General features: G+C 34.0%; 35 protein-coding genes and 2 pseudogenes. 24 read left to right on the top strand and 13 right to left on the bottom strand.

Going from position 1 to position 25,000, the window contains the following annotated elements:
• The first annotated feature begins 264 nt into the window (after positions 1–264).
• On the top strand, positions 265–1,065 hold the full coding sequence (locus ACFCYJ_RS10965; RefSeq protein ID WP_376074011.1) for a copper amine oxidase N-terminal domain-containing protein: 801 nt from the start codon (positions 265–267) through the stop codon (positions 1,063–1,065).
• A 519-nt stretch (positions 1,066–1,584) separates the two neighbouring features.
• On the opposite strand, the gene ACFCYJ_RS10960 is transcribed toward ACFCYJ_RS10965, so the two are convergent.
• The gene (locus tag ACFCYJ_RS10960; RefSeq protein ID WP_376074010.1) at positions 1,585–1,773 is read right to left on the bottom strand and encodes a hypothetical protein; all 189 of its coding nucleotides are present in this window, start codon (positions 1,771–1,773) and stop codon (positions 1,585–1,587) included.
• 228 nt (positions 1,774–2,001) lie between these two features.
• On the opposite strand from ACFCYJ_RS10960, the gene ACFCYJ_RS10955 reads away from it, so the two are divergent.
• The 5 genes from ACFCYJ_RS10955 (at position 2,002) to ACFCYJ_RS10935 (ending at position 4,600) form a co-directional block, all read left to right on the top strand.
• On the top strand, positions 2,002–2,346 hold the full coding sequence (locus ACFCYJ_RS10955) for an ArsR/SmtB family transcription factor (RefSeq protein WP_376074009.1): 345 nt from the start codon (positions 2,002–2,004) through the stop codon (positions 2,344–2,346).
• 29 nt (positions 2,347–2,375) lie between these two features.
• Positions 2,376–2,891: an SRPBCC family protein gene (locus ACFCYJ_RS10950; protein ID WP_376074008.1), complete on the top strand. Its 516-nt coding sequence runs from the start codon at positions 2,376–2,378 to the stop codon at positions 2,889–2,891.
• A gap of 61 nt (positions 2,892–2,952) precedes the next feature.
• Entirely contained in the window at positions 2,953–3,333 is a 381-nt protein-coding gene (locus tag ACFCYJ_RS10945) for a VOC family protein (protein WP_376074007.1), read from the top strand.
• Positions 3,334–3,990: 657 nt separating this feature from the next.
• Entirely contained in the window at positions 3,991–4,185 is a 195-nt protein-coding gene (locus ACFCYJ_RS10940; protein ID WP_376074006.1) for an acetyltransferase, read from the top strand.
• Positions 4,186–4,306: 121 nt separating this feature from the next.
• Positions 4,307–4,600: a YczI family protein gene (locus ACFCYJ_RS10935; protein WP_376074005.1), complete on the top strand. Its 294-nt coding sequence runs from the start codon at positions 4,307–4,309 to the stop codon at positions 4,598–4,600.
• A gap of 250 nt (positions 4,601–4,850) precedes the next feature.
• Here the strand turns inward: ACFCYJ_RS10935 and ACFCYJ_RS10930 are convergent, their stop codons facing one another.
• Positions 4,851–5,468: a hypothetical protein gene (locus ACFCYJ_RS10930; RefSeq protein WP_376074004.1), complete on the bottom strand. Its 618-nt coding sequence runs from the start codon at positions 5,466–5,468 to the stop codon at positions 4,851–4,853.
• 1,103 nt (positions 5,469–6,571) lie between these two features.
• Between ACFCYJ_RS10930 and ACFCYJ_RS10925 the strand changes: the two genes are divergently transcribed.
• The gene (locus tag ACFCYJ_RS10925; RefSeq protein WP_376074003.1) at positions 6,572–7,285 is read left to right on the top strand and encodes a DUF2278 family protein; all 714 of its coding nucleotides are present in this window, start codon (positions 6,572–6,574) and stop codon (positions 7,283–7,285) included.
• A gap of 248 nt (positions 7,286–7,533) precedes the next feature.
• Here ACFCYJ_RS10925 and ACFCYJ_RS10920 read toward each other — a convergent pair whose 3' ends face one another.
• Entirely contained in the window at positions 7,534–7,674 is a 141-nt protein-coding gene (locus tag ACFCYJ_RS10920) for a hypothetical protein (protein ID WP_376074002.1), read from the bottom strand.
• A gap of 1,053 nt (positions 7,675–8,727) precedes the next feature.
• On the opposite strand from ACFCYJ_RS10920, the gene ACFCYJ_RS10915 reads away from it, so the two are divergent.
• On the top strand, positions 8,728–9,450 hold the full coding sequence (locus ACFCYJ_RS10915; protein WP_376074001.1) for a peptidoglycan recognition protein family protein: 723 nt from the start codon (positions 8,728–8,730) through the stop codon (positions 9,448–9,450).
• A gap of 381 nt (positions 9,451–9,831) precedes the next feature.
• Here the strand turns inward: ACFCYJ_RS10915 and ACFCYJ_RS10910 are convergent, their stop codons facing one another.
• Together ACFCYJ_RS10910 and ACFCYJ_RS10905 are read right to left on the bottom strand one after the other, a co-directional pair.
• Complete coding sequence (locus ACFCYJ_RS10910) at positions 9,832–10,263, bottom strand: hypothetical protein (RefSeq protein WP_376074000.1); 432 nt, start codon at positions 10,261–10,263, stop codon at positions 9,832–9,834.
• 51 nt (positions 10,264–10,314) lie between these two features.
• Positions 10,315–10,647 carry a hypothetical protein gene (locus ACFCYJ_RS10905; RefSeq protein WP_376073999.1) on the bottom strand — a complete coding sequence of 111 codons (333 nt, stop codon included), beginning with the start codon at positions 10,645–10,647 and terminating at the stop codon, positions 10,315–10,317.
• Between the two features lie 733 nt (positions 10,648–11,380).
• Here ACFCYJ_RS10905 and ACFCYJ_RS10900 point away from each other — a divergent pair.
• Together ACFCYJ_RS10900 and ACFCYJ_RS10895 are read left to right on the top strand one after the other, a co-directional pair.
• A complete protein-coding gene (locus ACFCYJ_RS10900; protein WP_376073998.1) occupies positions 11,381–11,686 on the top strand; it encodes a hypothetical protein in 306 nt (101 codons plus the stop codon).
• Between the two features lie 81 nt (positions 11,687–11,767).
• Positions 11,768–11,932: pseudogene (locus ACFCYJ_RS10895) on the top strand (XlyB); the annotation flags it as partial.
• Positions 11,933–12,722: 790 nt separating this feature from the next.
• On the opposite strand, the gene ACFCYJ_RS10890 reads toward ACFCYJ_RS10895, so the two are convergent.
• The gene (locus ACFCYJ_RS10890) at positions 12,723–12,854 is read right to left on the bottom strand and encodes a YjcZ family sporulation protein (RefSeq protein ID WP_376073997.1); all 132 of its coding nucleotides are present in this window, start codon (positions 12,852–12,854) and stop codon (positions 12,723–12,725) included.
• Between the two features lie 516 nt (positions 12,855–13,370).
• Between ACFCYJ_RS10890 and ACFCYJ_RS10885 the strand changes: the two are divergent.
• From ACFCYJ_RS10885 to ACFCYJ_RS10845, 9 genes and pseudogenes are all read left to right on the top strand, one after another.
• Positions 13,371–13,633: pseudogene (locus tag ACFCYJ_RS10885) on the top strand (HNH endonuclease).
• 2 nt (positions 13,634–13,635) lie between these two features.
• Positions 13,636–13,905, top strand: coding sequence for a hypothetical protein (locus ACFCYJ_RS10880; protein WP_376073996.1), 270 nt, complete (start codon positions 13,636–13,638; stop codon positions 13,903–13,905).
• 51 nt (positions 13,906–13,956) lie between these two features.
• Entirely contained in the window at positions 13,957–14,172 is a 216-nt protein-coding gene (locus ACFCYJ_RS10875) for a hypothetical protein (RefSeq protein WP_376073995.1), read from the top strand.
• A gap of 57 nt (positions 14,173–14,229) precedes the next feature.
• Positions 14,230–14,370 (top strand): hypothetical protein, encoded by a 141-nt coding sequence (locus tag ACFCYJ_RS10870; protein ID WP_376073994.1) that lies wholly within the window; start codon positions 14,230–14,232, stop codon positions 14,368–14,370.
• A complete protein-coding gene (locus ACFCYJ_RS10865; protein ID WP_376073993.1) occupies positions 14,370–14,690 on the top strand; it encodes a hypothetical protein in 321 nt (106 codons plus the stop codon). The genes ACFCYJ_RS10870 and ACFCYJ_RS10865 overlap by 1 nt, the downstream gene beginning before the upstream one ends.
• A 71-nt stretch (positions 14,691–14,761) precedes the next feature.
• Positions 14,762–14,917 carry a hypothetical protein gene (locus ACFCYJ_RS10860; RefSeq protein ID WP_376073992.1) on the top strand — a complete coding sequence of 52 codons (156 nt, stop codon included), beginning with the start codon at positions 14,762–14,764 and terminating at the stop codon, positions 14,915–14,917.
• 331 nt (positions 14,918–15,248) lie between these two features.
• Positions 15,249–15,734, top strand: a complete 486-nt coding sequence (locus ACFCYJ_RS10855) for a DinB family protein (RefSeq protein WP_376073991.1) — start codon at positions 15,249–15,251, stop codon at positions 15,732–15,734.
• A gap of 276 nt (positions 15,735–16,010) precedes the next feature.
• Complete coding sequence (locus tag ACFCYJ_RS10850; RefSeq protein WP_376073990.1) at positions 16,011–16,406, top strand: NUDIX hydrolase; 396 nt, start codon at positions 16,011–16,013, stop codon at positions 16,404–16,406.
• A 229-nt stretch (positions 16,407–16,635) separates the two neighbouring features.
• Positions 16,636–16,812: a hypothetical protein gene (locus tag ACFCYJ_RS10845; RefSeq protein WP_376073989.1), complete on the top strand. Its 177-nt coding sequence runs from the start codon at positions 16,636–16,638 to the stop codon at positions 16,810–16,812.
• An 80-nt stretch (positions 16,813–16,892) separates the two neighbouring features.
• Here the strand turns inward: ACFCYJ_RS10845 and ACFCYJ_RS10840 are convergent, their stop codons facing one another.
• Complete coding sequence (locus tag ACFCYJ_RS10840) at positions 16,893–17,039, bottom strand: YjcZ family sporulation protein (RefSeq protein ID WP_075807256.1); 147 nt, start codon at positions 17,037–17,039, stop codon at positions 16,893–16,895.
• A gap of 244 nt (positions 17,040–17,283) precedes the next feature.
• Positions 17,284–17,478 (bottom strand): DUF4177 domain-containing protein, encoded by a 195-nt coding sequence (locus ACFCYJ_RS10835; protein WP_376073988.1) that lies wholly within the window; start codon positions 17,476–17,478, stop codon positions 17,284–17,286.
• Positions 17,479–17,682: 204 nt separating this feature from the next.
• Between ACFCYJ_RS10835 and ACFCYJ_RS10830 the strand changes: the two genes are divergently transcribed.
• Positions 17,683–17,871, top strand: a complete 189-nt coding sequence (locus ACFCYJ_RS10830) for a hypothetical protein (RefSeq protein WP_376073987.1) — start codon at positions 17,683–17,685, stop codon at positions 17,869–17,871.
• 14 nt (positions 17,872–17,885) lie between these two features.
• Here the strand turns inward: ACFCYJ_RS10830 and ACFCYJ_RS10825 are convergent, their stop codons facing one another.
• Both ACFCYJ_RS10825 and ACFCYJ_RS10820 read right to left on the bottom strand, forming a co-directional pair.
• Positions 17,886–18,008: a hypothetical protein gene (locus tag ACFCYJ_RS10825; protein ID WP_376073986.1), complete on the bottom strand. Its 123-nt coding sequence runs from the start codon at positions 18,006–18,008 to the stop codon at positions 17,886–17,888.
• Between the two features lie 220 nt (positions 18,009–18,228).
• Positions 18,229–19,239 (bottom strand): LptM family lipoprotein, encoded by a 1,011-nt coding sequence (locus ACFCYJ_RS10820; RefSeq protein WP_376073985.1) that lies wholly within the window; start codon positions 19,237–19,239, stop codon positions 18,229–18,231.
• Positions 19,240–19,893: 654 nt separating this feature from the next.
• On the opposite strand from ACFCYJ_RS10820, the gene ACFCYJ_RS10815 reads away from it, so the two are divergent.
• Together ACFCYJ_RS10815 and ACFCYJ_RS10810 are read left to right on the top strand one after the other, a co-directional pair.
• On the top strand, positions 19,894–20,346 hold the full coding sequence (locus ACFCYJ_RS10815; RefSeq protein WP_376073984.1) for a hypothetical protein: 453 nt from the start codon (positions 19,894–19,896) through the stop codon (positions 20,344–20,346).
• A gap of 250 nt (positions 20,347–20,596) precedes the next feature.
• The gene (locus tag ACFCYJ_RS10810) at positions 20,597–20,797 is read left to right on the top strand and encodes a PD-(D/E)XK nuclease-like domain-containing protein (RefSeq protein ID WP_376073983.1); all 201 of its coding nucleotides are present in this window, start codon (positions 20,597–20,599) and stop codon (positions 20,795–20,797) included.
• 213 nt (positions 20,798–21,010) lie between these two features.
• On the opposite strand, the gene ACFCYJ_RS10805 is transcribed toward ACFCYJ_RS10810, so the two are convergent.
• Positions 21,011–21,565, bottom strand: a complete 555-nt coding sequence (locus ACFCYJ_RS10805; protein ID WP_376073982.1) for a hypothetical protein — start codon at positions 21,563–21,565, stop codon at positions 21,011–21,013.
• 234 nt (positions 21,566–21,799) lie between these two features.
• On the opposite strand from ACFCYJ_RS10805, the gene ACFCYJ_RS10800 reads away from it, so the two are divergent.
• Positions 21,800–22,411 carry a Type 1 glutamine amidotransferase-like domain-containing protein gene (locus ACFCYJ_RS10800; RefSeq protein WP_376073981.1) on the top strand — a complete coding sequence of 204 codons (612 nt, stop codon included), beginning with the start codon at positions 21,800–21,802 and terminating at the stop codon, positions 22,409–22,411.
• 212 nt (positions 22,412–22,623) lie between these two features.
• Here the strand turns inward: ACFCYJ_RS10800 and ACFCYJ_RS10795 are convergent, their stop codons facing one another.
• Positions 22,624–22,980 (bottom strand): copper amine oxidase N-terminal domain-containing protein, encoded by a 357-nt coding sequence (locus ACFCYJ_RS10795; protein WP_376073980.1) that lies wholly within the window; start codon positions 22,978–22,980, stop codon positions 22,624–22,626.
• A gap of 195 nt (positions 22,981–23,175) precedes the next feature.
• Positions 23,176–23,994 (bottom strand): alpha/beta hydrolase family protein, encoded by an 819-nt coding sequence (locus tag ACFCYJ_RS10790; protein WP_376073979.1) that lies wholly within the window; start codon positions 23,992–23,994, stop codon positions 23,176–23,178.
• 523 nt (positions 23,995–24,517) lie between these two features.
• On the opposite strand from ACFCYJ_RS10790, the gene ACFCYJ_RS10785 reads away from it, so the two are divergent.
• On the top strand, positions 24,518–24,658 hold the full coding sequence (locus ACFCYJ_RS10785; RefSeq protein WP_376073978.1) for a hypothetical protein: 141 nt from the start codon (positions 24,518–24,520) through the stop codon (positions 24,656–24,658).
• Positions 24,659–25,000: the final 342 nt, after the last annotated feature.

The following is a 25,000-nucleotide window of genomic DNA, read 5'->3' as shown; positions in this document are numbered from 1 at the left end:
GTATCAATTTCTAGAATCACTTTTACTACTATAACCCATCTATGATATGCAGAAGACAAGATTTATGTTCAAATACGGAGCAGCGGGTTACTTTGTAATTTTGGAGTACTTTAATTTATGATTTTTATATGGTTTTTACCCACAAATGGTAAAATACGGCACGCTATAATTGCTGGAGTTTAGCATCAAAAATTAATCAATCGACAGTGAGGCGATTTTTTAATTGTTTAAGTTACACACCAATTTATAAATAGGGGAGAAATTGTGAATCGTAATCTCAAATTATTAATAGCATCCTTTGTAACATTTATTTTATTAGCAGTTTATCCAATAAGTTCAATGGCTGCTACCTCATCTTTACCGGATAAAGAAACACCTATTTATCTAAAAATGGATAAGTATTTTATTCTCTATACAAAACCGAGTTCTCCATTTCTTAATCAACAAGGGCGATTGTTAGTTCCTCTTCGTTCTATACAGGATTTAATGGGTGGGGAAGTTTCTTATAATCATCATTCTAAAACAGCTACTGTAAAAATCTTAAATAATTCATTTGATGTAACTATTAATTCTAAGATTGCTTATGTAAATAAGAAAGAAGTTAAAATGGATACAATCCCAGTCTTAAAAAAAGATGCTATGTTTTTGCCTATACGCTTATTTTTAGATCATACAGACATCGAATATAAGTATATTAATGATCTTAAATTACTTCATATAAAAGATAAAAGGGTCTTAGTAGGAAAACCGTTCGATTTTTTTGATGAAAATGATTACACAAATGGTTATATCGATGGTAGTTTCCACTTAAGTGCTTTTAAAATCGTGAATTCAGGACTTAGCATTAAGGCACAAAATTTAACTGGAGAAACGGTTCCCGAAGGAAAAACGGATATTCAACCACTAGTCCAAATGAATTCAGGTTGGATTTCAGTAGATTCATATATTAGACCAGGAAATAAAAAAATTCCCGAAATTAAAAAGGGCCAGTCTTTCTGGATTAATAAGGATGTAGAAGTTAATGATGCTGCTTATATCATATCAGTAGGAAGAAAAGCTCCTTAAATCCTTGAAAATCACTAAGTAGCTTCTTTCTAATGGAGAATACGCATTCGATAACTCTAAAGAAATAAGAAAGGGATTCCTGATTTTTGGGAGTCCCTTCTTAACTCTGATCGAATTGGATTAAGGATAAAATTGAGAACAATGGGAAAAGTAAATACAAAGATTTTAGGTTGATCCAGACATCAATGTACCCTATCAAAATTAAACCTACAATAAATAAAGTAAATGAAATTATTTTATTTTCAAACGTTTTAGATAGATACATATGAATAGGGGCTACAAAAACAGTAGTAAATAGATAGATTGCTAAAAAGACCATTACAAACATTCTTAGATTCTCAAACATTGTAAAATGGATTAACTCCGACTATTAAGTTTCCTCAATGAATTGAATACTTAACGCAGGCTAATGCCATTATTAGCGGAAATAAAAGTATCTTTGCTTTATCACTTTTTTTCATGTAAGCTACCTCGCTTCGATCAATTTGCCTTTTACGTCAAAAAGAAGAAAGAAGAATACTATTTCTCTTTATATTCTCTGGAAGGTTTTGAAGAAGGCATACGCAAAAAGATGAAAGTTAACATCCAAAAAATGCAACCTAATAAAATATGGATGCCACTTTCATGAAGTTTTATTCCACCATCACTAAGTAAAACCCCTGTAAAAAAACCTAAAATAATTACAGTCATTACATCAAGAAGTTTCATTTGAATCCCACCTTTGGCGTAATTTAGTTTCATCTTAACAAATTAGAAAGTTTTATGAAAAAATTAATACATCTACATTTTATCTTTAATGATTATGACCGATCTATGTCATGAATATTCCTTGACAAGAATATTCTTATTGGAGTATATTTTGGGTATCAGGAATAATAATACCTGTGCTGTTGTAGAAGTTTTTTACCGGCACCATCATTTTACGAGGTGAGTGACATGTCAGGGAAAAATCCAGGCGTAAACATAACGACGTTGAGCGCTTTGTCTGAACCAAATCGTATGAATATCGTCGAACTCCTACGCCAGGGTCCTCTAACCGTGGGTGAGATTGCCGACCAACTGGGATTGAGGCAGCCCCAAACTTCAAAGCATCTAAAAGTACTGAGCGACAATGGGATTGTGGAAGTGCAGGCTGAAGCAAATCGTCGAATCTACAAGCTCCGGCCCGAGCCATTCCAAGCACTGGATTCTTGGATACAGTCCTTCCAGAGTGTAATGCAAGAAAGATTTGATGATTTAGATGAGTATTTGAAGGAATTGCAGAAAAAAGAAAAATCATAAAACCATTTCATCATCAAGGAGGAAATACAATGTCAAACAATCCAATGGTATCAAGAGTAGAAAACGATCGCGAACTTATACTGGAGCGCGTTTTCGATGCACCACGAGATTTATTATTCAAGATGTTTAAAGAGCCAGAGCATCTGAAACGTTGGTGGGGGCCGAGAGGATGGGAAATTCCAGTCTGCACCGTTGATTTTCGTCCGGGAGGCGTTTGGCACTACTGTATGAAGTGCGTTGATGAAAATCTAGGTGACTTTTTTGGTATGGAAGCATGGGGGAAAGGGATTTATAAGGAGATTATAGAGCCTGAGAAAATCAGCTATACCGATTACTTTTCGGATGCTGAAGGCAATTTGAATGACTCTATGCCGTCGACTCAGATGACATTGGAATTCATCGATTTGGGTGGGAAGACTAAGGTGATAAACCGTGCAGAATATGTGTCTGCAGAGGCACTTAAGACCGTAATGGATATGGGCATGCTACAAGGCATCACAGAGACATGGGACCGTTTGAGTGAGTTTGTGGAGTCGCTGAAGTAATCGTAAAGGTAAGTAAAATTTAATGAGCTAGTAATTACTTTTTTAAGGAGTGTAAAAATTAATGATTAGTAAAATCGGTCAAATTATGTTGTACGTTAATAACCAAGATGAAGCAAAAGAGTTTTGGACAGAGAAAGTTGGATTTAGTGTAATTTCAGAGGAAGATAACGGTCAAGGAATGAGATGGATTGAGATCGCTCCAACTAAAGACGCTGAGACAAGTATTATTCTTCATAATAAAGAATTAATTGCGAAAATGTCACCTGAGTTAAATCTTGGTGCACCTTCTTTAATGTTTTCCTCAAAAGATTTCGATCAATTATATAATGACTTATTAAACAAAAACGTTACTGTCGGAGAAATTGTAAATATGCCTTCAGGTAGAGTATTTAATTTTGCGGATAGTGAAAATAATTACTATGCAGTAATGGACACTAAATAGATTTATTTACGATGGCGATGCTTGAATAAAAGCATCGCCTTTTGCGTGTTTGATTTGCGGCGGTCAAAAGATGGATATACAGAAACTAGATAGCATTGGAGGCTTAAAACACTTGCTATTTCTTTTCATACTTTTTACTATCCCATGCCCAAGTCACGAAAGCATAAAAGATTACAAACAATAAGGCAAAGAAAAAATTTTCAAGTAAGGCCCAATTACCATTTCTGAAATAATTCCAAATCGTTTTAAATAAAAACATTATTAAAAAACAAATGATATATATGTATTTTCTTACAAATGGCATTTACATCACCTTTGCACACACTATATGTAAATAATAACATAGAAAAGTCGCAGCGTTTACAGACATTACAGCGCAGAAAATGTTTTTTGCAATTCGATGTTCTATTGTAACATATAGGGGGGTGAACTACAGCGTATTTCCATTTCAGAGAATTGTTGTATCTAAAATAGACCCATTTGTTTTACAATAGTTATGAGGTGTTATTCTCCTTTTGGAATGTTTTGGTTGTTTAGCTGTTCGTATTATACCCGGTGCTTCTTCTTTTATTTGGAAAAACTTAATACTAAAAGAGTTGGAAATATAGAATTATCTCAAATTACCAAAAGTAAACAAATATGAAGGAGGGACTTTCGGTGGGAAATTATGCATGTCCGAAATGCAATAGTGAAGAAATTAAAAAAGGTGTAATGGGAGCAACTGTTGGACAAGTTTTTATGTATGCCGAAAAAAATGTTAGAAAGAAACCTTCACCTATATCAGCAGAATATTGTCGAAACTGTGGATACATTCTTTCTTTTTACGTTGATGAACCTGAAAATTTAGAATAGTCATCATGATCCTTTTTATTGCATTATTCTACTTTTTTTATGTTTGGGTTGTTTAGTCACTACCATTATACTAATTTAGAAGAGATGTCTCTTATTTGGAATCACTACATACTAAAGGTATTTGCATTATGAAATAAACTCTAAAAAATTCAATTTAAAAGAGGAGAGGAAAGTTTTGCTGAAAATTTTACAAATTGTTTTTTCAATCATAGCATTCTCACTCTCGGCTTATGGACTTATCACACAGGATTACCAGCTGAATTATTTAATGATATTATTCTTAGGATTATTTATGTTAACTTTAGGAATAAAAGAATTTCAGAGGGAGAGGAAAGTTTACGGTTGGTTTCTAATCGGATTATTTTTATTTTCGGTATTTGTGTCAATTCAAAGTTTTATGTACACGCCTAGTTAAATGTGTTATGTGTGTAAAAGTGAACTAACTTAAAAATAAATATATCGCGGGAACTAAGCCTTCATCAAATAGGATGAGGCTTTTTATTTCTATATAATGAATTAATATGAATCGAAAAGAATTTACAAAAATGGCCACTCGTTAAAGAGTAGCCTTCCTTTATGATATCCCTAGTAACTTTTTTTATTAAAATAGTATATTCTCTTCTCTTTGTACTGTACCAGAAATTAACCAAAGTAAATGATTTTCATTAAATTTTGTTCCAGATGACCATAAATTGTGCTGCTTCAGATTCAAGCGCAATTAGATGATCCTCAGTAGAGGGTTCATCTGAAATTAATCGTCCTTTTTGGACATTTAAAATGGCCGGTTTTATATCAGGAGAATGCTCAATGGTGAAATCAGATTGATTTAGTAGTGTCAAAGAGGAGCGGCATTTATTTTTATCAATTCGTTCGTCCTTCCCTTTAAAATATAACTTGATTAAGTGTGGAACACCATCAATCTTTAATCCAAGTTCTGGAGATGAACGAACCGTTAAATAGTCGCTATACCAATTGGACTTGCCTGGGTCAAACCATTCAATTTCTTTATTTTTAATAAATTTTAAATGTGCTTTGACTGCTTCCAAGTAATTCTTTTGTTTTGCTTGAGAAGCATTGTTAGCAAGAGCAAGCAGGTAATCGTTACTAAATTCCTTCTCATGAAATTTTCGAATACCATCTCGTAAAGGTTTCCAGTAATCAAAAGCAGGATTGTATTCATCTTGATATTTTATTTGTCTAACCATTGAGGTTTTACCGGTAACGCCTTTGAAAGTAAAGTCTGTAAATTGTGTAAGACCGATAGATACTTTTTTTGAAGACATTCATAACAGCTCCTTTTACAAATTAACATCTATGAAAACCACTTTATTCACAACAATTCAAAGCGATAAAAAGAAGAAAGCCTAAAATATGCAACTGGATTATGTCTCTAGACAAAAAAAGGAATATGGCTACATACTAGATCGCTAAACACTGATCGAGTAGCAGCTGCCAAGAAGTGTGAAATGGAGACTTTCTATGGTGGGTTTCATGAAAATAATCAAGCAGCTATCGGTGCAGTGGAGGTTAAATTGATCATGGAAGATTATAGTAGCGGTTGAACGAGTATATGACATGATTCGTAGTTTAGAAGCATGTTAGTCAGAAAATTGATGACATGGAAGTAGGTAAGGGTTATTAGTGGCCTGCAACAGTTAAAGTTATCGTGAATGATTGGTATAAGTGGTGGATCCAGAGGTTGGCCGAGATCAAAAATATTAAGTGATATGTGGGATAATCGAAATAGCATGGGTGTACCAAAAATTATTACGTGTTGGCAATGAAAAAGTTGTCTAATCTTACGAGGGATTGAACAGCAGATTATATATACAAATTAATAATAGCCTGGCGGATACTTGAATTAAACAAAAAGCTGCCTAACAGTTACCTGTTAAACAGCACATGGATATTGTAAATATAAAACAAAAAACAGGAAAAATCAACAAAAACTTAGATGTTTATTATTGCTTTTGTTAAACGATTTGCAAAGCTTAACTGGAAAGGAATATTCTCACCAGTAAAATGTCAGTCACTGCACCGACAATCGTAAACAATGCATAGCAGTCAACAATTTCAAGAACAATGTAACCAACAAAGTGGCGGTGCGGACGTCGAAATTTGGCGTGAATAAATGATTGAAGTTCCATTTTTGGGAATGATAGAATAAGTGTTATAGAGTGCGTAAAAACAAATGAGTATTTTAAGAAGATAACCATCAAAATGTCTGAAGAGACTAGGTACTCCCATACGTTTATCAAGCAAGATGAAAATATTAATTAATAGGTCACTTTTTGACTAACTTTTCATTTTGGCAAAATTAAAATTAAAACCAGACACGAAGTGAGCTAAGGATGGAAAAAATCTATTAAATTGGAGGTTATATTCTATGCCATTATTCAAGTACGGAGTGTTAAAAGGTAAAGTTGTTGACGTGAGACCTGTGGATTCATTTGACAAAACCCCTCATTACGAAGTGCATATTCGCGCAACAAAGAAGGACAAAAGCGAAGAGAATTATAGGATTGCGATCAATGTTGCCTCTAAGATAAAGCCTTCAGAAGTCCTGTATTTTGTTAGTGAAGATTTTAACTCGAAGCAGATAACAATTATTCCAAATTACGAAGAAGGATTTACAGAGGTCACTAGTGAAAATCGTGAAATTGCATTAGATTATATTCGCGGTGGCTTATTCGATCCCTCAAAAATGATTCCTCTCCCTGCAACAGAAAATGGACCAGACAATGACTTAAATGAGAAAGTGAATAAATATATGCAAGAGGCTATGACAAAAAAAGCTACAGTTTATGCTTATGGAGAAAAATTCAAAAATGAAAATGTAAAAGATAAATATTTCGGTTTTTCTCCAGGCAGAGGCATTCATGATATTCATATGAATCAAGGAAATAGTCGAGATTTTAGAAAAGACGACGGGATATGGCAAGATGGTGGTGTACTCATTCATTTTGAGGAAGAGAATAGATGGGTTGGTATATTCCTTGCATTCCAATCTCAGTCTTGGTGTACAGATGACCATGGACATGCTACTAAGCCAGTTAGTGTATGTAATCATACCAATAGAAAATCAGTAATAGAAATTTAATAGTTACAAAATGAATGGTGAAGAACTAGCTATCTGGATAGATTTATATTGCAGAGATGGGCGATGATGATTTAGCAATGTTGAATCAAATTATGAACAAAATTAATAGTATTCATTTAGTAAGCCCAGAAACTCAAATTGAATTTTGAGACTGGGCTTTTTATATTTGCACAATGGTTATTAGTGACTACGATTCAAAATGGAATAGAAAAGAGATAGGAGAGAATAACCCCTATCCCGATAGAAAATTACTTAATTAAACTACAAAGGTTTCCAAGAAAACTACACATAGGAGTTATCTCTACGTTACTAGCTGATGCTGATGCAGGAGCTACTACTGAAACAGTGAGTAATGATACAAGCAATAATTTTGATAATTTCTTTTTCATTAAACACACCACCTTGTTGTTTTATTATTCATATTTTAAGATTATATATCAGTTTTGTATATGTGTTTTTTGAAATTGATTGTTTCGTATGATTTATTCGACAAGAACTCTAATGATAGGCGTTAGGACAACAATGAAATCATTAACTGATAGATTTGGGTCAACAGATTATATGAATACAAGTAAGGATGTAAAAGCCTCTGGTTAAATCCACAAATTATCGATATGTGTCATCTACAAGTTTCAGTTTAGGAGTGCAAACATGAACGTACTCACATTTGAAATACCAGGAGTCATTCAGCCTAAAACTGCATCAAAAATTTGTTGCAAAAGTTGATGTATCGATATCGTCTCATTAGCTTATCTCAGGATTGTTTCCAAAGTCTGAGGCACAAATACAGCAAGAACAAATCGAAGCGTTGAAACATGTGATTGTAGAATTATCTCTATTGGTTGGGGTGTTATGGAATAGGTTCAATGTTACTAGTGGGCTAGTTATCGCATGGGTAGGGTTGATAGAAAAAGGAACAAATATCAGCAATTTAAAAGAGGTTGTGTTGTATAAATGGAGAAGCAACATAACGAAAACAAGTAAACGCAGCAAAAGCTAGCGTTTTTTTTATGCCTTCCACAGATAATTGTGGAGGGATTTTATTTTGCAATTAATAAAATGAGGATGAGGAACATGAGTATGATTGAATGGTTACAACGTTTTTTAAAATCAGATAGTTCAAAGTTAAATGTATAGTTTAGGCTAAATTTAGGTGCCAATACAATTGATTTCACAATAGGTTTGCTCAAAACTAGGTTAAATAAAAAGGTAAAGTTTCTGTAGTAGTGGAATCGCTAGTAAATTAGTATTATTGATCATACTTGTTTATAAAATTCCAGTTGCACTTCTTATGCTAGAACCGTTAGGAATTAGCGTATTGTTATTGGTTATTAATTGAGCGAAATAAATTGAATTCTGAATCGTTTTAAATTGACGGATGATAAAAATATAGATCCAGGTATTGATTTTTTCAAAAATACGACAAGAGGGGAGATGAGAAAATGACTTATATTATAGAAAAACGCTTAATGTCAGGATTGCCGAACGTAGCTTTAACTGCGATTAAATATGTTATTGCTCATGAATCTGGCAATCCGAATAATTATGGACCGGATGCTTTGGAAAATGAACTAGCTTTTATGAATCAAAATAAAGCGACTGCCTTTACTTCACACTGGGTAGGCGGTGGTGGACGGATCGTACAAGTCGCGCCAGTTAATCGTGTGCAATATGGCTGTGGTCCTATAGGTAATCCACTTAGCTATGCACAAGTAGAGTTGGCTCGAACAAATGACAAGGAGCAATTTAAAAAGGATTATGCCGCTTACATTTGGTTACTAAGAGAACTTGCAAAAGAGGCTGGAATACCTATTGTACTAGATAGTAGTGGCAATGGTATTAAGACGCATCGTTGGGTCGCAGATACTTTAGGTGGTACAACTCATAATGATCCATTTCCGTATTTACAAACTATGGGAATCACAGATGAACAATTCAAGCTAGATATTAAAAATGGTTTAGATAAACAACTACAAACAGAAAAGGATGATGTCATTATGCAATTTACAAACGAAACTACAAAAGCAGCAGTACGTGATTACATCAAACAATCTGTCGATAAAAAGCTGATTGATAAGTCATGGCTAGATAAATTTGACCAAGGCACTTTGACAGGCGGCGATTTTGAAGGACTAAAAATCATCATTGCACAACGTAGTAACTAACAGCAAAGCCTAGGTACTCAATAATTTTGAGCCTAGGCTTTTTATTTTTTTGCACAATATTTATTAAAAAAAGTTTAAATTAATAATCATACTTTTTAATGGGATTTGACAAGGAGCAAACATCTAGCAATAGGGGCAATTTGAGATGCTATCCGTTATCTCAAATGCTCGTACATCTTAAATGAACGTAGTACGCAAGGAAGTTAAACAGCGTAGAAGCAAGGCTCATCAATCAGCAGCACCACCAAATGAAAAGGGTGTAACACCTCACCTCACCTCACCTCACAAATAAAAATAGCACTGCTCAGAGCAGTGCGTTTCAAAGGTCTAGTTGCATAAAAAGCACCATAAATGATTTACAGTACTTATTTAGATCACTGATTATATCCCTAAAACAGAAATGAACTTAGTTGATGAACTTTTTTGTTCAATCCAAGATTGAAATTCAGTAATCATTGAAATAAGTTGTTTACTATTAGTATCATAGTTTTCTCTAAACTCTCTCTCAGAATAGTTGTAAGGAAAGCCTATCACATCTTTTAATGAACTAGGATTAGGATTACTATCTAAAAATTGTTTCATACTTTTCAGTTCTATATTAATTAGACTCCATGTGTCTATTTCTATTTCATTGAAAGCAAAGTAATCAAATTTCTTGTAGCATTTCTCTAAAGCAGGCAAAATGTATCCAAAGTTTTCTTCTGTCAAGAAAATAGAAGAAGTATTCCAACATTCACCTTTATATTGATCAGGTAGAACCTCTATATAACAAGAACCTTCAAGTGAATGAATATCGTAAATTATTTCAATCATTTAATCTTTTCCTTTCCATCTATTAAATTCCACAAAAAGAAAGTGTTTCTTCTAAATATATACTATAAAAAACGTTACGCAAGGGAGAAGCTGAACAATTTGAGTATAAAACGAAAGAATAGCGACATGAAAAAGGAAATAGACATATTCGTCTATTTCCTGTTCCATAGTTTTTAATTTAGCTTTATGTTTAGTTTTTGGAATCGAGTGAAACTGCTCGTATCGACACATTCTACATGAGCAATGAACTTTACCTTTGCTCAATCTGCCGCGTACAGGCATGAAGTCACTTTCTCTTAACATAACGTCTTTTAAAATGGCCCATTTCTTTCGAATAATTCGCTCTCTCTGATGGCGAATATAGGCTTTTGAACGATTTTTCATAAATATCAGCTCCCTTGAGAAACCCAAGCTTGCATGGAGGTCAAGGGATTTAACGGCACTCCCTACAAGCTTGGCATGTAGCTGATAGATTGGATTAATTGATTCATAGTATCATTCCTTTTTAAGAAAAAGCCGCAACGTCGTCACACGCTACAGCTCGAATTGGTTTATACCCTTTGATGGTGTTCACGACATCATTATATCACACGGTAGGAGGCAAACCTATGTTGAAAAGGCAAAACAAGGTAACGAGAGAAAATGTATTGCAGTGGATTGAAGAATACAGCTGGATGATTGAGTCAATTGAAGAAGTGAGGCAGGGTTGATAACAATAGCTACATTGGTCATTACTTATTCCTTACTAAAGGTATAGATAATGTTAAAGTAGAACAAATAATGCTGTTTGCTACGTGCGATTTACTATGATATGAAATATAGTGATGAATTAGGTAAACAAGTATGGAATATAGTAGAGCAATTCAATCTTGAAAGTTTAGTTTTTTACGGTGTATATAGGGACGTTGTACGGGGATTTATAACTGAGTAAAATTTTAAACATTATGCATTCAACAATCATCTGTGGAATGCTTTTATTATTCGCTATGAGAGCAATCGAGATGGGCAACAGTATATGTTACTGAATCTCGATACGATTTATAGTTAAATTTATTGTCTAAATTTAGAGGGAAACCTTTCCTTTTGTCGAATTTGTAGATGAAAGGAGAGGATTACTGTGCAAGAAGTAAAAAGTAGTCAAGAAACCATCATTGCAGAAATCAGAGCGTACCAAGAATTTATCGATGAATGGGAACAAGAATTATTGAAGGTACAAGCTGATTTGGATAAATGCAAAGAACGAGTTTTGCTGTTAAATGAATTAAAACAACGTGTTACTCCTGGCTCAAGAACTGAAACCGTAAAGACGAATATTAATCTGGTCGTGGATGAAGTAGTAGAGCTTACTAAAAAAGAATCTCACTTAAGTGGGAATATTAAAACTTATCAAGAGTTTGTATTTGAATTAAATAAAATGCTTTAATATCAGGCCTTCCACAGATTTGATTGTGGAGGGCTTTTATTATGCAAGAAAAAGGAGTGTATAATATGGGAGGCATGAATTCATTGTGGTGATGGTGGTGGAAACAACGATCCTAACGCACTAAAGAAAGGTAACCGTATTTCTATTGGAGTCGAAATCTGCTACAGCAAAAGCTGTGGAGCTCGCTATGTTGCTACAGAACAAAATGCTACCCAATATATCGCTAAGCTATTAAAGCAGTTTGGTTGAGGCATTGAGCGAGTGAAGAAGCACCAGGACTGGAACGGAAAATACTGTCTGTCCAAGAACAACTTTTTAAAGCGTAAAAAAGATGCAGTGGAATAAAACTTATTACTGCACAACGTGGAAATATTAAAAATAGTTCGCTACCTAAAGTATTTTATCAAAAATATACAAATGACCAAAATGCTTAATTGCTGTCTTGGTCGATTTTTTTATTGTTTTTTGATGCCCATAAAGATAAGAACATAAAGAAAAGAGTTAATGTGGTTTTTGATATGTTTGCTACCAAATTCACTTTGCCGAATTTAGTAATCATATGCAGCGAAAGTTAAAAATAAACCAAAGAAACCTACAATAACAAAGATAATATTTCGAATTTATATCGCATCCTTTAAGTGACTTCTAAAAAATATTATTCTAATCTCATTTGTGTTTTATTCATTAGCTTACCGCTTTGAAAAGTAATAGAAGCACTAGAAAACGATGTTTTGCCAGCATAAGTATATATTTTGAAATCACCAGATTCAGAAATTAATTCTCCTATTGGCTACACAGAAGAAACAGGCAATAACAACTAAATAGACGTTTGCGGAAACGTCAATACTGCAAAGCCACATCTATATGTTGTGGTTTTTTTTGCCTTGAGAGGTTGAGCATGAAATTGAAAGAGGAAAATTTAAAAGGATCACCCGGAGGATAGTGACCCTTAATAATGATTTGGAGGTGTAAGGTTAAATTAGTATTACCTTACACTAGTTATGAGCATTATATGCGGCATTGGTGGTATTGGGTATTAATAACATCTATTCATAAAACTAGTTCCGACAATAATCAGAAGAATGAATAGAACAACGACTAAAGCGAATGGGTTTCGTTCGCGACGTTCTTCGCGACACTCTTCGCGAAATTCTCCGCAGTATCCCATAAAATATCCCTCCTTTCTATAATCTATAATATGTATAGTTTTCAAAAGGGGTTGCGATATTTATCTTAGGATACGTTAGAAAAATGTTTAAAAATAAATATGTTAAAAATAGGTATACACTATCAAGAAAAAATAATAGATGTTAGCTAAGTCATATCCAATCGGGTATGGCTTTTTATTATGCATTTAACTATGAATTGTGGAGGGATGAACAATGGAACTTACAAAAGAAGAAAAGATTGTATTAATATCAATGGTTACTGATTGTTTAGGTGTTGAAGCACTTATCGAACTATGTTGAAAAGAAACTATTAGCAAGCTTGATGTACTGTCAATTGATATGGTAGGTAATACAACACCAAATAAGATGAATGAGATTGGCCCAAGTGTAGTAAAGAAATTAGTTAATAGTATCTTAGATGATGAACTACCAACACGATTGGAAGGTAGTGAGTAAGATTGGTTAAAGAAGCACGTAAACAAGAACTGATACAGCATATCCTTGATGGTGAGCTTATGAAGTTCTATAAATCAAACGAGTGGATGCAGTTACGACAAGAAGCTTTGAAGCGTGATAACTATGAATGTCAGTTATGTAAACAGCTGGTCGCTATCACAAAGCCGAAAATGTTCATCATATAAAAGTAGTAAAGACTCATCCACATCTGTCATTGACTCTAAATAATTTACAATGCTTATGCATTAAATGCCACAACGAAGTACATGACCGTTTGGAATCAACACGTAAATATAAATATGCAAATGAAGAGAGGTGGTAGAGATGCAACTTACTGATGGCACATGGACATATGATACAGATGTTATCAATGTTGCAGCTACAAAGGAGTATCGTTATTGGTATGAGCGAGACATGCTCAACGCCTTTATTCGTTACGCTTACTATCGATACAAACAGATAAGAGATTGTGTCAATGCTCGCAAGTGTAAGCACATGACGATTGATAAAGTCCGTGAGCAATTAAATTCAACTTATAAACTACAATTCACGTGTTGTTATCAGTTTCGGCTGAAGAAATTTGGTACATGTTGATAGAGTTGTATTTTTGTATCAACGCAGAATTGTAACTGGGTGTGTTGAATTATGAGGTCACTAGTTGAATTTAATGATTTAACTTCTTTAGAAGAAAAAATTAAGGCGTTACCAGGTCGAGCTGAGATAGCCATTAACCAGGGGCTACACACGGATGCTATTGAGATTTACACAAAAGAAATGTCCTATCTTTACCCGTTTCAAATATTGCTAATAAGCGGCACGCTAAAGAAAGTAATTGGTCAACAAGTGAGGGGCATAATTTAGGGTTTGTTGTAAAAACAAAGGGAGGAGCTGCCAATAAAAAAAGGTAGTTTTGGTTACTTGGTTTTCCCTGATGAAGGTCGAGGAGCATCGAATCCCTGGGCACAGCATTTTAGTGATCGTTCATTACAGAAATCAACGCCTAAAATTTTAGAGAAATTACATGGCGCATTAGAAGAATTAATAGAGGAGGGCTTATAATGCTAAAACAAGTAATTGAGCAATTTGATGCGTGGAATATCAAAAACGCATCGATTCAATTTATGAAAGAAAACAAACAAGAACCAGGTACAAAATTTGGTTGTATGGGTACGATTGCATCTGAACCTGAGACAACCGTTACACTAAAGCTAAATGTAACAGTTAGTGCCCATGTATCTGTACAGGTTTTACGAGATTATTTCGGTTTATCTAATGAGGATTTAAAGCCTGGTATCTATAGTTATGGCTCCAATTCATTAGGTAAAGACTTTGTATTTACAGCTGATGTGGTCGATGGATTTGAGGATTTCAAAAATTAATCGCATTCCCTAAAGCATCTAATGCGGGTGGTTTTACCATCAACATTGATACGTCCCAAGAAGAGTTAGCGATGCTTGAACTAGCATTTAGTGCAGTTGCTGATGCACATGGCCAATTCTACTATGAGGCGATTACAGCTGAGTTAGAAGATCCAGAAATTGCGGAAATTTGGCATACAAACTTCACACGAAAATTAGTTGGAAAAACTGAACCAGATACACCTTAATGAGCGCCTATTGTAGCTTTGTAGAAAAGATTGATTGTTTATAATAAAGATTGATAACAATTATCTCTTTAGTTAGAAGTGATTTTCAATTAGATATTTATGTTGAATTTGAAAGATTGTGAAGAAATGTACTTAAACTCCCATGAAAGAACTTAATCATCTTTCATTTTCTGTGGTGAAGAGCTGATTTTTGCGCTTCATGGATGGCTAACGGGCAGGATAGTTGAACAAGGAATTCAATCTATGTTTGTAGAAATAGTAATATTAACAATGTTTGGTATTAATCTTATAGTATTTTAACAGCTAATTATTTCAATGGGGAGGGGAATTTTTGCAAACTTTTTTTAGATATAACTGGATGGTAAGAGAAGACTGGTATCGTTGGTGTGAAGAGTTAAGTGAAGAAGAACTTCTGCGGAACCGCACGGGTGGAATGGGAAGTATATTGCATACACTTTTCCATATTGTTGATGTTGAATGGAGCTGGATACGTCTCTTACAAGGTAAAACTGACTTTTGGGAGAGTTTCGATAGCTATAAAAGCTTGAACAAGGTTCGACAATTGGATGCTGAATTTCATTTAGAAGTGGAAAACTTTGTTAACAACTGGGATGCTAGTATGGAAAATCAATTATTTTACGATACATTGCCAGATGGAAGAATTGTGACGGATACTTGGGGTGAAATCATGCGACATGCCATTGCTCACGAAATTCACCATATAGGACAATTATCAATTTGGGCAAGGGAATTAGGAAAAAAACCTGTTTCTGCAAACCTTATAGGTCGGGGTCTTTCCTCACATTCAAATAAATAATACAAATAGAAATTAATTAAGAAATCGCCTTTTCCATGTTAAGCTGCAGGTGAGTTTTGTGGAGGAATATGAGTTTGTGAAGAATTGTACTTAAACTCCCATGAAAGAACTTAATCATCTTTCATTTTCTGTGGTGAAGAGCTGATTTTTGCGCTTCATGGATGGCTAACGGGTGCTTTCCTTAAAGATGGGATTCCACAGAGATCCCATCTTTTTCTTATTCAACTAACGATGCAGGATTTGGAATAAAGGTTTATATAAAATGGGGGAATACATTTGCGAAATCGAGGTTCAGTAGTTTTGATTAAAGATAAAAAGGTAGGACTGATTAAGAGGGTTCGAGAAGGTTCAGTTTATTATGTGTTTCCTGGTGGAGGAATAGAAGATGGAGAGACACCTGAAGAAGGAGCTAAAAGAGAAGCGTTAGAGGAATTAGGTGTTACGGTTAAAGTTGGTAAGTGCATTGCAACAATCGAATTTAATGGAACTCAATACTTTTTTCTTGCTGAGATAATGGATGGCGATTTCGGTACAGGGAAAGGTGAAGAGTACACAGATAAGAAAAGACAACGTGGAACATATCTACCGATGTGCGTAGATATAAACCAGTTATCTTCTATTGACGTTAAACCAAAAGAATTAGCTATAAAAATACAATTGTTATTCAATTAACGGGTGCTTTAGTTGAATAAGAGCTACTAAAAAATCGTCAAATTTATTATGAAAACTTAATACTAAATTACCAAAAAAAAAGCATGTTGATTAATCTTTATTTATAATATGCTTTCTTTTCATTTACTATAAAAAATGTTTTTAGAATTACTTTTAATCAAACTTTATTCCAAACCAACGCCTCCGAATTGGAGGTGTTTTTATTTTTGAATAGATGGAGGAGAATCACATGAAAATTCAAAAGGTCGAGTTAAAAGAAGTAGAAGTTGTAGAAGTTGACGGTGAATTTGAAAAGCGATTTATTAACACGAAAGTACACCCAGCCTTTTTAACGAACTTTTTTGATGATGTAGATGGTAAGCCTGTACAAATCAGTGAGGATGGCAATGTACATGTTGTGTATTAATTAATTTGCTGAACATTTTCAGGAACGAATCTATTAAAGGGTCACCATGCTGGGAGGGCGACCCTTAAATCGGAAAAATGTTAATACTCTCTATGCATGAAAGTAGCGCCGATAATAATTAGAAGTATAAATAGAACAACAATTAAGGCAAATGATGAACCATTACGATTACCGCCACCGTAATAGCAACCTTCATTTATGCCACCAACATTTCCATAGTATCCCATAAAGTATCCCTCCTTTCTACAATATATAATATGTTAGCTGTAGAGAAGGAGTGGGGTGTTAAACCATTCAGCTACAGGTATTAAAAAATATTTTTTTGTGAGATAAGACAATAAAAAAGGGTCACTTGGGATAGGAGTGACCCTTAGTAACAAAATTCGGAGGTGTAAGGCTAAATTAGCTTTACATTACTATTAATATGACGTGGTAGCTATGTTTGTATAGTTTATAGCCTGAAAAATAGATTTATGTATTTTGTGGTCTTTCGAAAATTAGTTCATGGTAAGTACCTAACCCAGGCGCAGAAGTGAAATCAGGAGTTAAGATTTGAATAAATCTCCAACCTTCTTTTGCGTGATTTTTAATTACTTCTCGATAATCTTCGGTAGGTCTGCCTGTTATTTTTTTAAACTCAATTTTAACAAACTTATATTCGTACATTAGAAACAACTCCTTTTTAACCAGATTATAACATAAAAAAGCCGCAGCGTTTGCACACGCTACAGCTAAGAATTGGTTTATGCCCTTCTATTTAGGCTAGTCAGATAACAGCATTATACCACATAGGAGGGCAAACCTATGTTAAAAGGGTAAACGACAGTTAAAAAAGAGAATTTACATCAGTGGATTGAGAATTATCGTTGGATGGTTAAAACGATTGAGAAAGCTAGGCAGCCAGTAGCAAATGTCGACAACAACAGTTACATTGGGGCTAAAACAGCTATGTATGGCATTGAGGCAACACTACCTAAAGCAAGTGGTGGTACGAATGATCTAGTCTTTATTGAAGTACAACGTCGTGTGTATTTAAGTAATAAACGCATTCGCTATTAACTTTCCGTCTTTTACTAATTTCCCCAGCCTAACTTTCGATATTTCCAATACCTCAGATGCGATGCTTCTGCTGCAGATAGCAATTCTTCATTCAAAAATTCTAGAAGTTCCTCAGTTGAACCAAATTTGTATTCCATTTACTCACCTCGCTTTAACATAAATAGAGTAAGTCTTATGATGTGAATTAAGATTGCGATTCCGTACAGCGCAATTAATACATAATCTAAAGTTGATGTATTCTAATTATTATGATTGTACTGGGAATTAATAAAGCAATATTTGTATAACCAAATCTTCTAAGCACTTTTTATACGTGATATTATTTGGAGCAGGAGGGGTTAACCTCCTTTGAGTAACTTATTTTTTATTTACTGGTACAACTACTGTTACTTTTTCTCCAACAAATCTGTTATCTTTTGAAGTACTATCAAATACAAATTTTAATTCTTTGACACCTTCTAAACCTTCTTCTCCTAAATCAAAAATAACCTCACCTTTTTGAATTACTTTACCAATAAATTCAGATTCAAAATGGGAAATCATTACATTTGAATCAATTTGACGCTTTGTATCAGTGATCATTTTAGATGTGCTTGGGTGGAAATCAACAGTATCGTCGGATAAATTTTCTCCTGTTATAGATAGGATAAGTACATTTGTTTCAGCAGCAGTTTCAATTAGTTCAGGATTTTCTGCAACTAGTTTAGCTGTTTTCATTCCATCGATTGAAAATTCAACATCAGCACTTTTATGTTTTTCAGTTGGTGCTTCAAATAGATCAGTGATTGTATATGTACCTGCAAAATCATTTTTCACTACCTCACCAACATTTGCTTCTGTTAAATTATCTGCTTTATTTGCTTTGCTTTCTTCTTTGATTTCAATGTTTGTAGAACCTTTTACAGCTGTTTCAAGTGAAGCGGCATACTTAGCAAATTCATGATCTTCCATATCACCATTCATTTGTAATAAAAACATGCCACTTTGATGAGTGTGAGAATAAAACATAGGACCTGAATTTCCTAATTCATCATAATAACTCTTTGCTTTTTTTAGACTTTCTTCATTATCGAATAAAAATAATCGACCACCTGAATCATCACCAAGAGAAGGAATTAAAATGCGTTTACCTTCTTTTCGGATGTTTCCAAATTCATCTTTTGGTAAATCTGAAACTTCTCCTAGTTCTAGACCATTATCTTTAAAATGTTTCATTACGTCATCTACTGTTTTCGCTAGAACTTTTTGTGGTTCTTCAGTTTTAGTATCATTCTCTTTTTGTGGCTCTTCCTTAGCTTTGTCTTCTCCACAACCAGCCAAACCTAAACTTAATACTAATGCTGCACTAAAAATTAATTTTTTCTTCATATGTAAAATCCTCCCTTGATATTACCATTCTAGGTAATATTGAGTAAAAAGTACATAAAAAAAACAGACAACTGTGATTAGTTATCTTATTCTCCAAAAAGACACGGCCGTATTATTTGCATTTATTCTTAGCTAAAAGTGAAAAAAGGTGAAATCGAAACATTATTAACTATGACTCAAAACCTTGCGATAAGAACCTTTCCGAATACATATGAAAGAGGGTAAAAGCATGAACGCTCACGATATATATAAGCGTTCATGTTTTTTGATTCCTAGGTATATCAAGGTTTGTAAGGGTGATTTTAAAAAATTGGGATATTCATTTGGCTATTTCGCAGAGGGGTATAACAAGGGGCAAAGAGGTGACAAAAACAATTGTCAAATCTTGATATATTTACAGATAAAGAAACAGGAAATTACTACTGAATAATGACGTATGCAGCCTTCACTTGAAAGAAGTGAGGGCTATTTTTATTCTTACATTAGTTCACTGTACGTGTGTTTCTAAAAATAAACGAAAGCCTCCTTTCATAGAACCATTATCATTGTAGTAGTCTCATTTATTATATGTAAATTTATATGGAAATAATTAAATTTATAGGTATAATTTATTATGTTCATTATTATTATCGTTACTTTAGGAGGTGTTTTAGAATGGTTTTTAAATTGGTATTAAATCATATTTTTAAAGCTGAAACCGAAGAAGAAAAATTGAAAGCTTCCGTTATTTATGGTTGGTCTTTAATAGCTGTCGCTGTAATATCCTTTTTCCTGATAAGCGTTGTAAATAACTCTGTCGCTGAATTATTTGCTTTAATATTGTTAGTAGTAATCATACTATTCATAACTAGATATAACTCTGTAAAACCTTTGTTGGGTGCAGCTTCTGCTGGTATAAGCGTTGTTGCATTTACAGCAGTATTGGAATCAGTTTTTTCTAGACGAAATGATAGTTCTGCAACAATGGGCGCTATTTTTGGCGTAATATTAGTTCTTGGATTAATTATTACTAAAAATTGTATCATGTCATTATATTATTTATCCCGTGAAACTTATAGATTCTATAATTACAAAACAAAATGTACAAGCCTAGAAGAAACAATTTAATTTACAAATATTTGAGAAGCCACATCTAACAAGGTGTGGCTTTTTATTATGTACCCCAATCCAATTACGCAGTTTATCATTTCCAGTCTCATCGAGTAGGGCAGTGAAATTAGCATGCATTTTTTGTGAAGCGTTTTCACGCATGCATCCTGTTACATGAAGGTAAATTCTAGTTGTCGTGTCTGAGTTTTAATGGTCGACACGATTCATAATGTAATTGGTCCACCTCAGCTTCAGCAAGAAAGTTAATGTGAGACCACCAGATAAAGTAGTTTTACACTTCGGTTCAGGACGTTTCGACTTTGAGGAGAAATACGTTCAAACGAAACTACCAAGCATCATAGAAGTGAAATTAGGAGGTAAAAAAACACAACGATGTGATAAGTGTGAATACTGTCGGGAAAAAAAGAAGTTAGAAGTTACATTCGAAATTGAGGATCTACTAGATTAGGCGGTGGAATTGGATGAACAATGTGCCGACAAACGTTCGTTTTATTGCCTGCTTGGACTTTTCGACAGGCGAAGGATAATGAAAAATCAGTCGCTTGGTGCTGGAATATAAGACTAAGCTTGTCATTTCTTGCGCTTACCCGGGAAATTATTTCTTATTTCCTAACCTGAGTATCTCCTTTCCGAAAAAAGCCACTCATTTGAGTGGGCTAAATTATTGCTTCAACCTTTCTGTTATGATGGCTACCGGGAAATAATACATGCCGAGTTCATTTGATTGTTTTTCAGATATATTCATAGATACTGTCCCAATATCAACATATTCTATCGTTAATGTTTTCCAACCTTCTTCTTCTAGTAACGCATCGGATGCTTGACTGTACATAGACACAGCAATATCTTCTGGTGGTAAATTGAATTTGTTTGGCGCTAAGTCTATTATTGCTTTAATCTCGCCATTTTTGACGGTTAAACTAATTAATTTATCGTTCTCACCCATACCGGAATACTCAAGTATTCTTTTTGCTTCATCTGCGGAAATTTTTTTCTCTGTTATGTCTCTAGTTACCTCTTTTGTTTTCTGTTCAGAAAGAGCCTTTTCCTCAGCTACTTTAGCTTTTCGGTCTTCCTCTTTATTAGCTTGTTCAGCCTCTTTTTCTTTCGTTTTATCTGATTCTTCCTGAGCCTTATCTGTTTCTTCAGCTTTTTCTTCACCACAAGCTGAAAGTAATAGTGCAGACATGGCTCCTATGTAGATTAATTTTTTCATTGTGTAACCCCCGCTATATTTCCATTATAGGAAATATAGCGTGAAAAGCACACTGTAAAAAAACAGACAACTGTGATTAGTTATCTTATTCTCCAAGAAGAGCCGGCCATAACCTTCCATTTGCACTAATATATATAAGTAGAGGGGGATGGAAAGTAGATTAATATTTGATTTTTTTTAAAAGTCTGCTACCATAAAAATAGAAACGTTAGTTCTTATTTTAGGAGGCACTTTATGAAAAAAATGTTTTTATCTTCTTCGTTTTATGATACTAGTCATTTTTTGAAAGATTTCGTCGGCGACAACATTGAAGGAAAAAGAGTTACTTTTATTCCAACTGCAAGTTTAGTTGAAGAGGAAGTACATTATGTAGATTCTGCAAAAACAGCCTTTGAAGAGTTGGGAATGATTGTAGAAATATTCGAAATATCAAAAGTTGATAAATATGAAGCAGAAGAAATATTGAGGAAAAATGATTTTATTTATGTATCTGGAGGCAATACATTTTTCTTACTTCAAGAGTTGAAAAGGTCAGAGATAGATCAATTAATTATTGAACAAGTTGGTTCTGGTAAGCTATATATAGGTGAGTCCGCTGGTTCAATAATAATGGCACCTAATATTGAATATGTAAAATATATGGATGAAATGAGTAAAGCGCCGCATTTAGAAACAACTATGGGTTTAAATCTGATTTCATCATATCCTGTTCCTCATTTTGGACATGAATACTTTTGTAGTATGGTTGACGAGATAATTACTAATTATAACAATAAAATTTCACTGACTCCGATATCTAATTCTCAAGTAATTTTAGTTCGAGATGATGATATTGAAATTGTTTAAGTATCTAAAAGAAATGTAGGATATAAAGAAGTCACACTTTCCGAGGAGGGCACTGAAAAAGTCTATATCTTCTCACATTGCGAGGTATTCAACGATTAAATCATTGAATACCTCGCTTTTTTCATTTGGCACTGTGACTCTACTGTTGTAAAAAAAGATTACAAAAGCAGTACTAAATAAAAAATGATGCTGCCTTATTCAAATCATACTAATTACTTTGTTGTAATAAATACAGCGTCATCAAAAGTAATATCTGCACCTAGTGCTTCACTTACAAAACGTACAGGTACCATAGTTGTTCCTTTATAAATTTCAGCTGCATGATTTAAATTAATTGTAGTTGTAACGCCGTTTGAAGTAACGTAAGCGTTTTTATTTCCAACGCCAATCACAACTTTTTTAATATCTTTGTATGCAGTTACTTTTTTTGTTGCATTGTCATAAGTAACAGTTGCGCCAAGTGATACAAAAATAGCTTTCATAGGAACTAAAGTTGTTTCATTTTTAATATAAGCACTTGGGTTGTAATATTGCTTAACATTATTATATACATCTACAGTTTTAAGCACAGTTTGTGGTGTACTGTGATATGTTGGTTTTTAGTAATTTGTATTGTATCTAAAATTAATTCATTTTCTAGAAAATTTTCTGAGCACCCAATTATCACATCATCGTGAAATAGATACTGTAATGCCCTTCACCCATGAAATGCACGTTGTTTGAAAAAAAAATAATAATTGCCTAAAGCGATTCTATGATTTTTACTATAGTACGATATCCAATAAATTAGTAACTTCTGTAAGAATATCTGACCATTCTTCGGCGTTGGGGTCAATCACTTTAAAGTGCTCAGCGGATGGGATCTCCACCATTTTTACCTGATCCCCAGAAGCATCTGCTACACGTTTGTAATTATAACTAATTCCGATTGGCACATTGATGTCGAGAGAACCGTGAATAAGAACTTGTGGAACCTGAAGGGGTAATAACTGAATTGGAGAAGCTTGCGCATAACGCTCTGGAACCTCTTTGGATGACCCACCTACCAAATCAGATACAGGATAGTTATTTGCTAAACCGAATTCTGATAGACGTAAATGATGAACATCATCCATGAGTGCAAGATCGTTAACCCCTGCTAAGCTTATCGATCCTTTAAGAGAAAGTGGTTGATCAGTAGTTCTTAAAACACTACTTTCTGGTAGTTTTTTACGACCGGCTAACCATAAAGCTAGATGCCCTCCTGCAGAATGTCCAATAGCAATAACCCTGCTTAAATCAAGATGATTTTCTTCTGCTATTTGTTGTAAAAAATCGGCTGCATTTGCAACATCAATAAATGTACCAGGCCATCCTCCACCCTCATCTCCAACTCGACGAAATTCAATGTTCCAAGTAGCTATTCCCCTTGACGCCAAATCTTTTGCTACAGGTTCTATAGCATCAAGGTTCCAAATGTTTTTCCAAAATCCACCATGAATTACAATTGCAACTGGATAAGGACCCTCTCCTTCAGGGAGACGAAGATCTCCAAACTGCAACTGATTTTTTCCGTAAGCGAATCGTTTATTTTTTATACTCATAAGAGGACCTCCATGTTTTTCTCGACTTTTTCATTCTTGACCCAAACGAGGTTAGGGCCACCTAAAAAATAAAATAAAGCTAATAGTCATAGGCAATGTTTTAGCCTAGGCTTTTTTCGTTCATTTATCATATGATTGATATTTTGCATAAAACTTCTTAGCTGCTTTTTTTCGTCTTTCAATATCTTCTTTTAAGAATAAATGATCCCGAGTTAATTCTTTTATTGGAACTAACTTTTCCCGCTGTTGCTAAAGCTAACCCCGCAATTACAACACCTGTTCTTCGTTTGCCATTATTAATCCCTCCCAAAAATATAGAATTTGGCTCAATATTTTTTCTTTTCCCTATTTTTAGAGGAGTAAACATAATTTTTATATTCAGTGCCCTCGTAATATACAGACAGCATCTTTTAAAGCCGCTAAACACATTAAAAGGAGTTAATTCATTTTTGAGATTCTGATTTAAGAACCATGTTACAAATACATTCTATCTGGATTAAATGAACAAACACAACAAACAGAAATGGATGATGATATTCTGAAATTTACTAATGGTGCCCCAAAGGATGCAGTACGTGATTACATCAAACAATCTGTGGATAAAGGAAAAATTGATAAATCATGTTTATATAAATTTGATGATGGTACATTGAAGGCGGACTAAAAATCATCATTTCACAGCGTAGTAATTAAGAGCAAAGCCCAGGTACTCAAATTAAATTTTGAGCCTGGTCTTTTTGTGTTTATTCATCATATGGTCTAAACTTTTTGCGTAGCGTTTCGAGCTCATAACAGAGGAATGGCCTGCTGAGCCTCCTTTACCATTAGAGCAATTAGAGTTAGAGGAAGGTAAGGTGTATGAAGCTGAACTAATTTGGAAACGGGATGGCTATCGTGCTGATTTAGGTAGGTACTTTATTAGAGCAACTTATGGTTGCTACGTAAATAAGGAAGATTGCTATTTTTACGCTGATCTTGAGCTGAACCAACCAATAGGAAGGTTTCC

This window comes from Lysinibacillus sp. NPDC056232 (assembly GCF_042267565.1).
Taxonomy (GTDB): domain Bacteria; phylum Bacillota; class Bacilli; order Bacillales_A; family Planococcaceae; genus Lysinibacillus.
Note: the sequence above shows the minus strand (reverse complement) of the source record. Positions and strands in the feature narration are given on the sequence as shown.

What these genes read in the sequence shown, in the direction of transcription:
- ACFCYJ_RS10945 (WP_376074007.1), top strand. Translation starts at nt 2,953, where the DNA reads ATGATTAGTAAAATCGGTCAAATTATGTTGTACGTTAATAACCAAGAT.
- ACFCYJ_RS10785 (WP_376073978.1), top strand. Translation starts at nt 24,518, where the DNA reads ATGGATGATGATATTCTGAAATTTACTAATGGTGCCCCAAAGGATGCA.
- ACFCYJ_RS10865 (WP_376073993.1), top strand. Translation starts at nt 14,370, where the DNA reads ATGCTAAAACAAGTAATTGAGCAATTTGATGCGTGGAATATCAAAAAC.
- ACFCYJ_RS10845 (WP_376073989.1), top strand. Translation starts at nt 16,636, where the DNA reads ATGAAAATTCAAAAGGTCGAGTTAAAAGAAGTAGAAGTTGTAGAAGTT.
- ACFCYJ_RS10905 (WP_376073999.1), bottom strand. Translation starts at nt 10,647, where the DNA reads ATGAAAAATCGTTCAAAAGCCTATATTCGCCATCAGAGAGAGCGAATT.
- ACFCYJ_RS10960 (WP_376074010.1), bottom strand. Translation starts at nt 1,773, where the DNA reads ATGAAACTTCTTGATGTAATGACTGTAATTATTTTAGGTTTTTTTACA.
- ACFCYJ_RS10830 (WP_376073987.1), top strand. Translation starts at nt 17,683, where the DNA reads ATGGTTAAAACGATTGAGAAAGCTAGGCAGCCAGTAGCAAATGTCGAC.
- ACFCYJ_RS10910 (WP_376074000.1), bottom strand. Translation starts at nt 10,263, where the DNA reads ATGATTGAAATAATTTACGATATTCATTCACTTGAAGGTTCTTGTTAT.
- ACFCYJ_RS10915 (WP_376074001.1), top strand. Translation starts at nt 8,728, where the DNA reads ATGACTTATATTATAGAAAAACGCTTAATGTCAGGATTGCCGAACGTA.
- ACFCYJ_RS10955 (WP_376074009.1), top strand. Translation starts at nt 2,002, where the DNA reads ATGTCAGGGAAAAATCCAGGCGTAAACATAACGACGTTGAGCGCTTTG.
- ACFCYJ_RS10875 (WP_376073995.1), top strand. Translation starts at nt 13,957, where the DNA reads ATGAGGTCACTAGTTGAATTTAATGATTTAACTTCTTTAGAAGAAAAA.
- ACFCYJ_RS10880 (WP_376073996.1), top strand. Translation starts at nt 13,636, where the DNA reads ATGCAACTTACTGATGGCACATGGACATATGATACAGATGTTATCAAT.
- ACFCYJ_RS10805 (WP_376073982.1), bottom strand. Translation starts at nt 21,565, where the DNA reads ATGAAAAAATTAATCTACATAGGAGCCATGTCTGCACTATTACTTTCA.
- ACFCYJ_RS10835 (WP_376073988.1), bottom strand. Translation starts at nt 17,478, where the DNA reads ATGTACGAATATAAGTTTGTTAAAATTGAGTTTAAAAAAATAACAGGC.
- ACFCYJ_RS10930 (WP_376074004.1), bottom strand. Translation starts at nt 5,468, where the DNA reads ATGTCTTCAAAAAAAGTATCTATCGGTCTTACACAATTTACAGACTTT.
- ACFCYJ_RS10790 (WP_376073979.1), bottom strand. Translation starts at nt 23,994, where the DNA reads ATGAGTATAAAAAATAAACGATTCGCTTACGGAAAAAATCAGTTGCAG.
- ACFCYJ_RS10925 (WP_376074003.1), top strand. Translation starts at nt 6,572, where the DNA reads ATGCCATTATTCAAGTACGGAGTGTTAAAAGGTAAAGTTGTTGACGTG.
- ACFCYJ_RS10815 (WP_376073984.1), top strand. Translation starts at nt 19,894, where the DNA reads ATGGTTTTTAAATTGGTATTAAATCATATTTTTAAAGCTGAAACCGAA.
- ACFCYJ_RS10840 (WP_075807256.1), bottom strand. Translation starts at nt 17,039, where the DNA reads ATGGGATACTATGGAAATGTTGGTGGCATAAATGAAGGTTGCTATTAC.
- ACFCYJ_RS10950 (WP_376074008.1), top strand. Translation starts at nt 2,376, where the DNA reads ATGTCAAACAATCCAATGGTATCAAGAGTAGAAAACGATCGCGAACTT.
- ACFCYJ_RS10920 (WP_376074002.1), bottom strand. Translation starts at nt 7,674, where the DNA reads ATGAAAAAGAAATTATCAAAATTATTGCTTGTATCATTACTCACTGTT.
- ACFCYJ_RS10860 (WP_376073992.1), top strand. Translation starts at nt 14,762, where the DNA reads ATGCTTGAACTAGCATTTAGTGCAGTTGCTGATGCACATGGCCAATTC.
- ACFCYJ_RS10890 (WP_376073997.1), bottom strand. Translation starts at nt 12,854, where the DNA reads ATGGGATACTGCGGAGAATTTCGCGAAGAGTGTCGCGAAGAACGTCGC.
- ACFCYJ_RS10800 (WP_376073981.1), top strand. Translation starts at nt 21,800, where the DNA reads ATGAAAAAAATGTTTTTATCTTCTTCGTTTTATGATACTAGTCATTTT.
- ACFCYJ_RS10825 (WP_376073986.1), bottom strand. Translation starts at nt 18,008, where the DNA reads ATGGAATACAAATTTGGTTCAACTGAGGAACTTCTAGAATTTTTGAAT.
- ACFCYJ_RS10820 (WP_376073985.1), bottom strand. Translation starts at nt 19,239, where the DNA reads ATGAAGAAAAAATTAATTTTTAGTGCAGCATTAGTATTAAGTTTAGGT.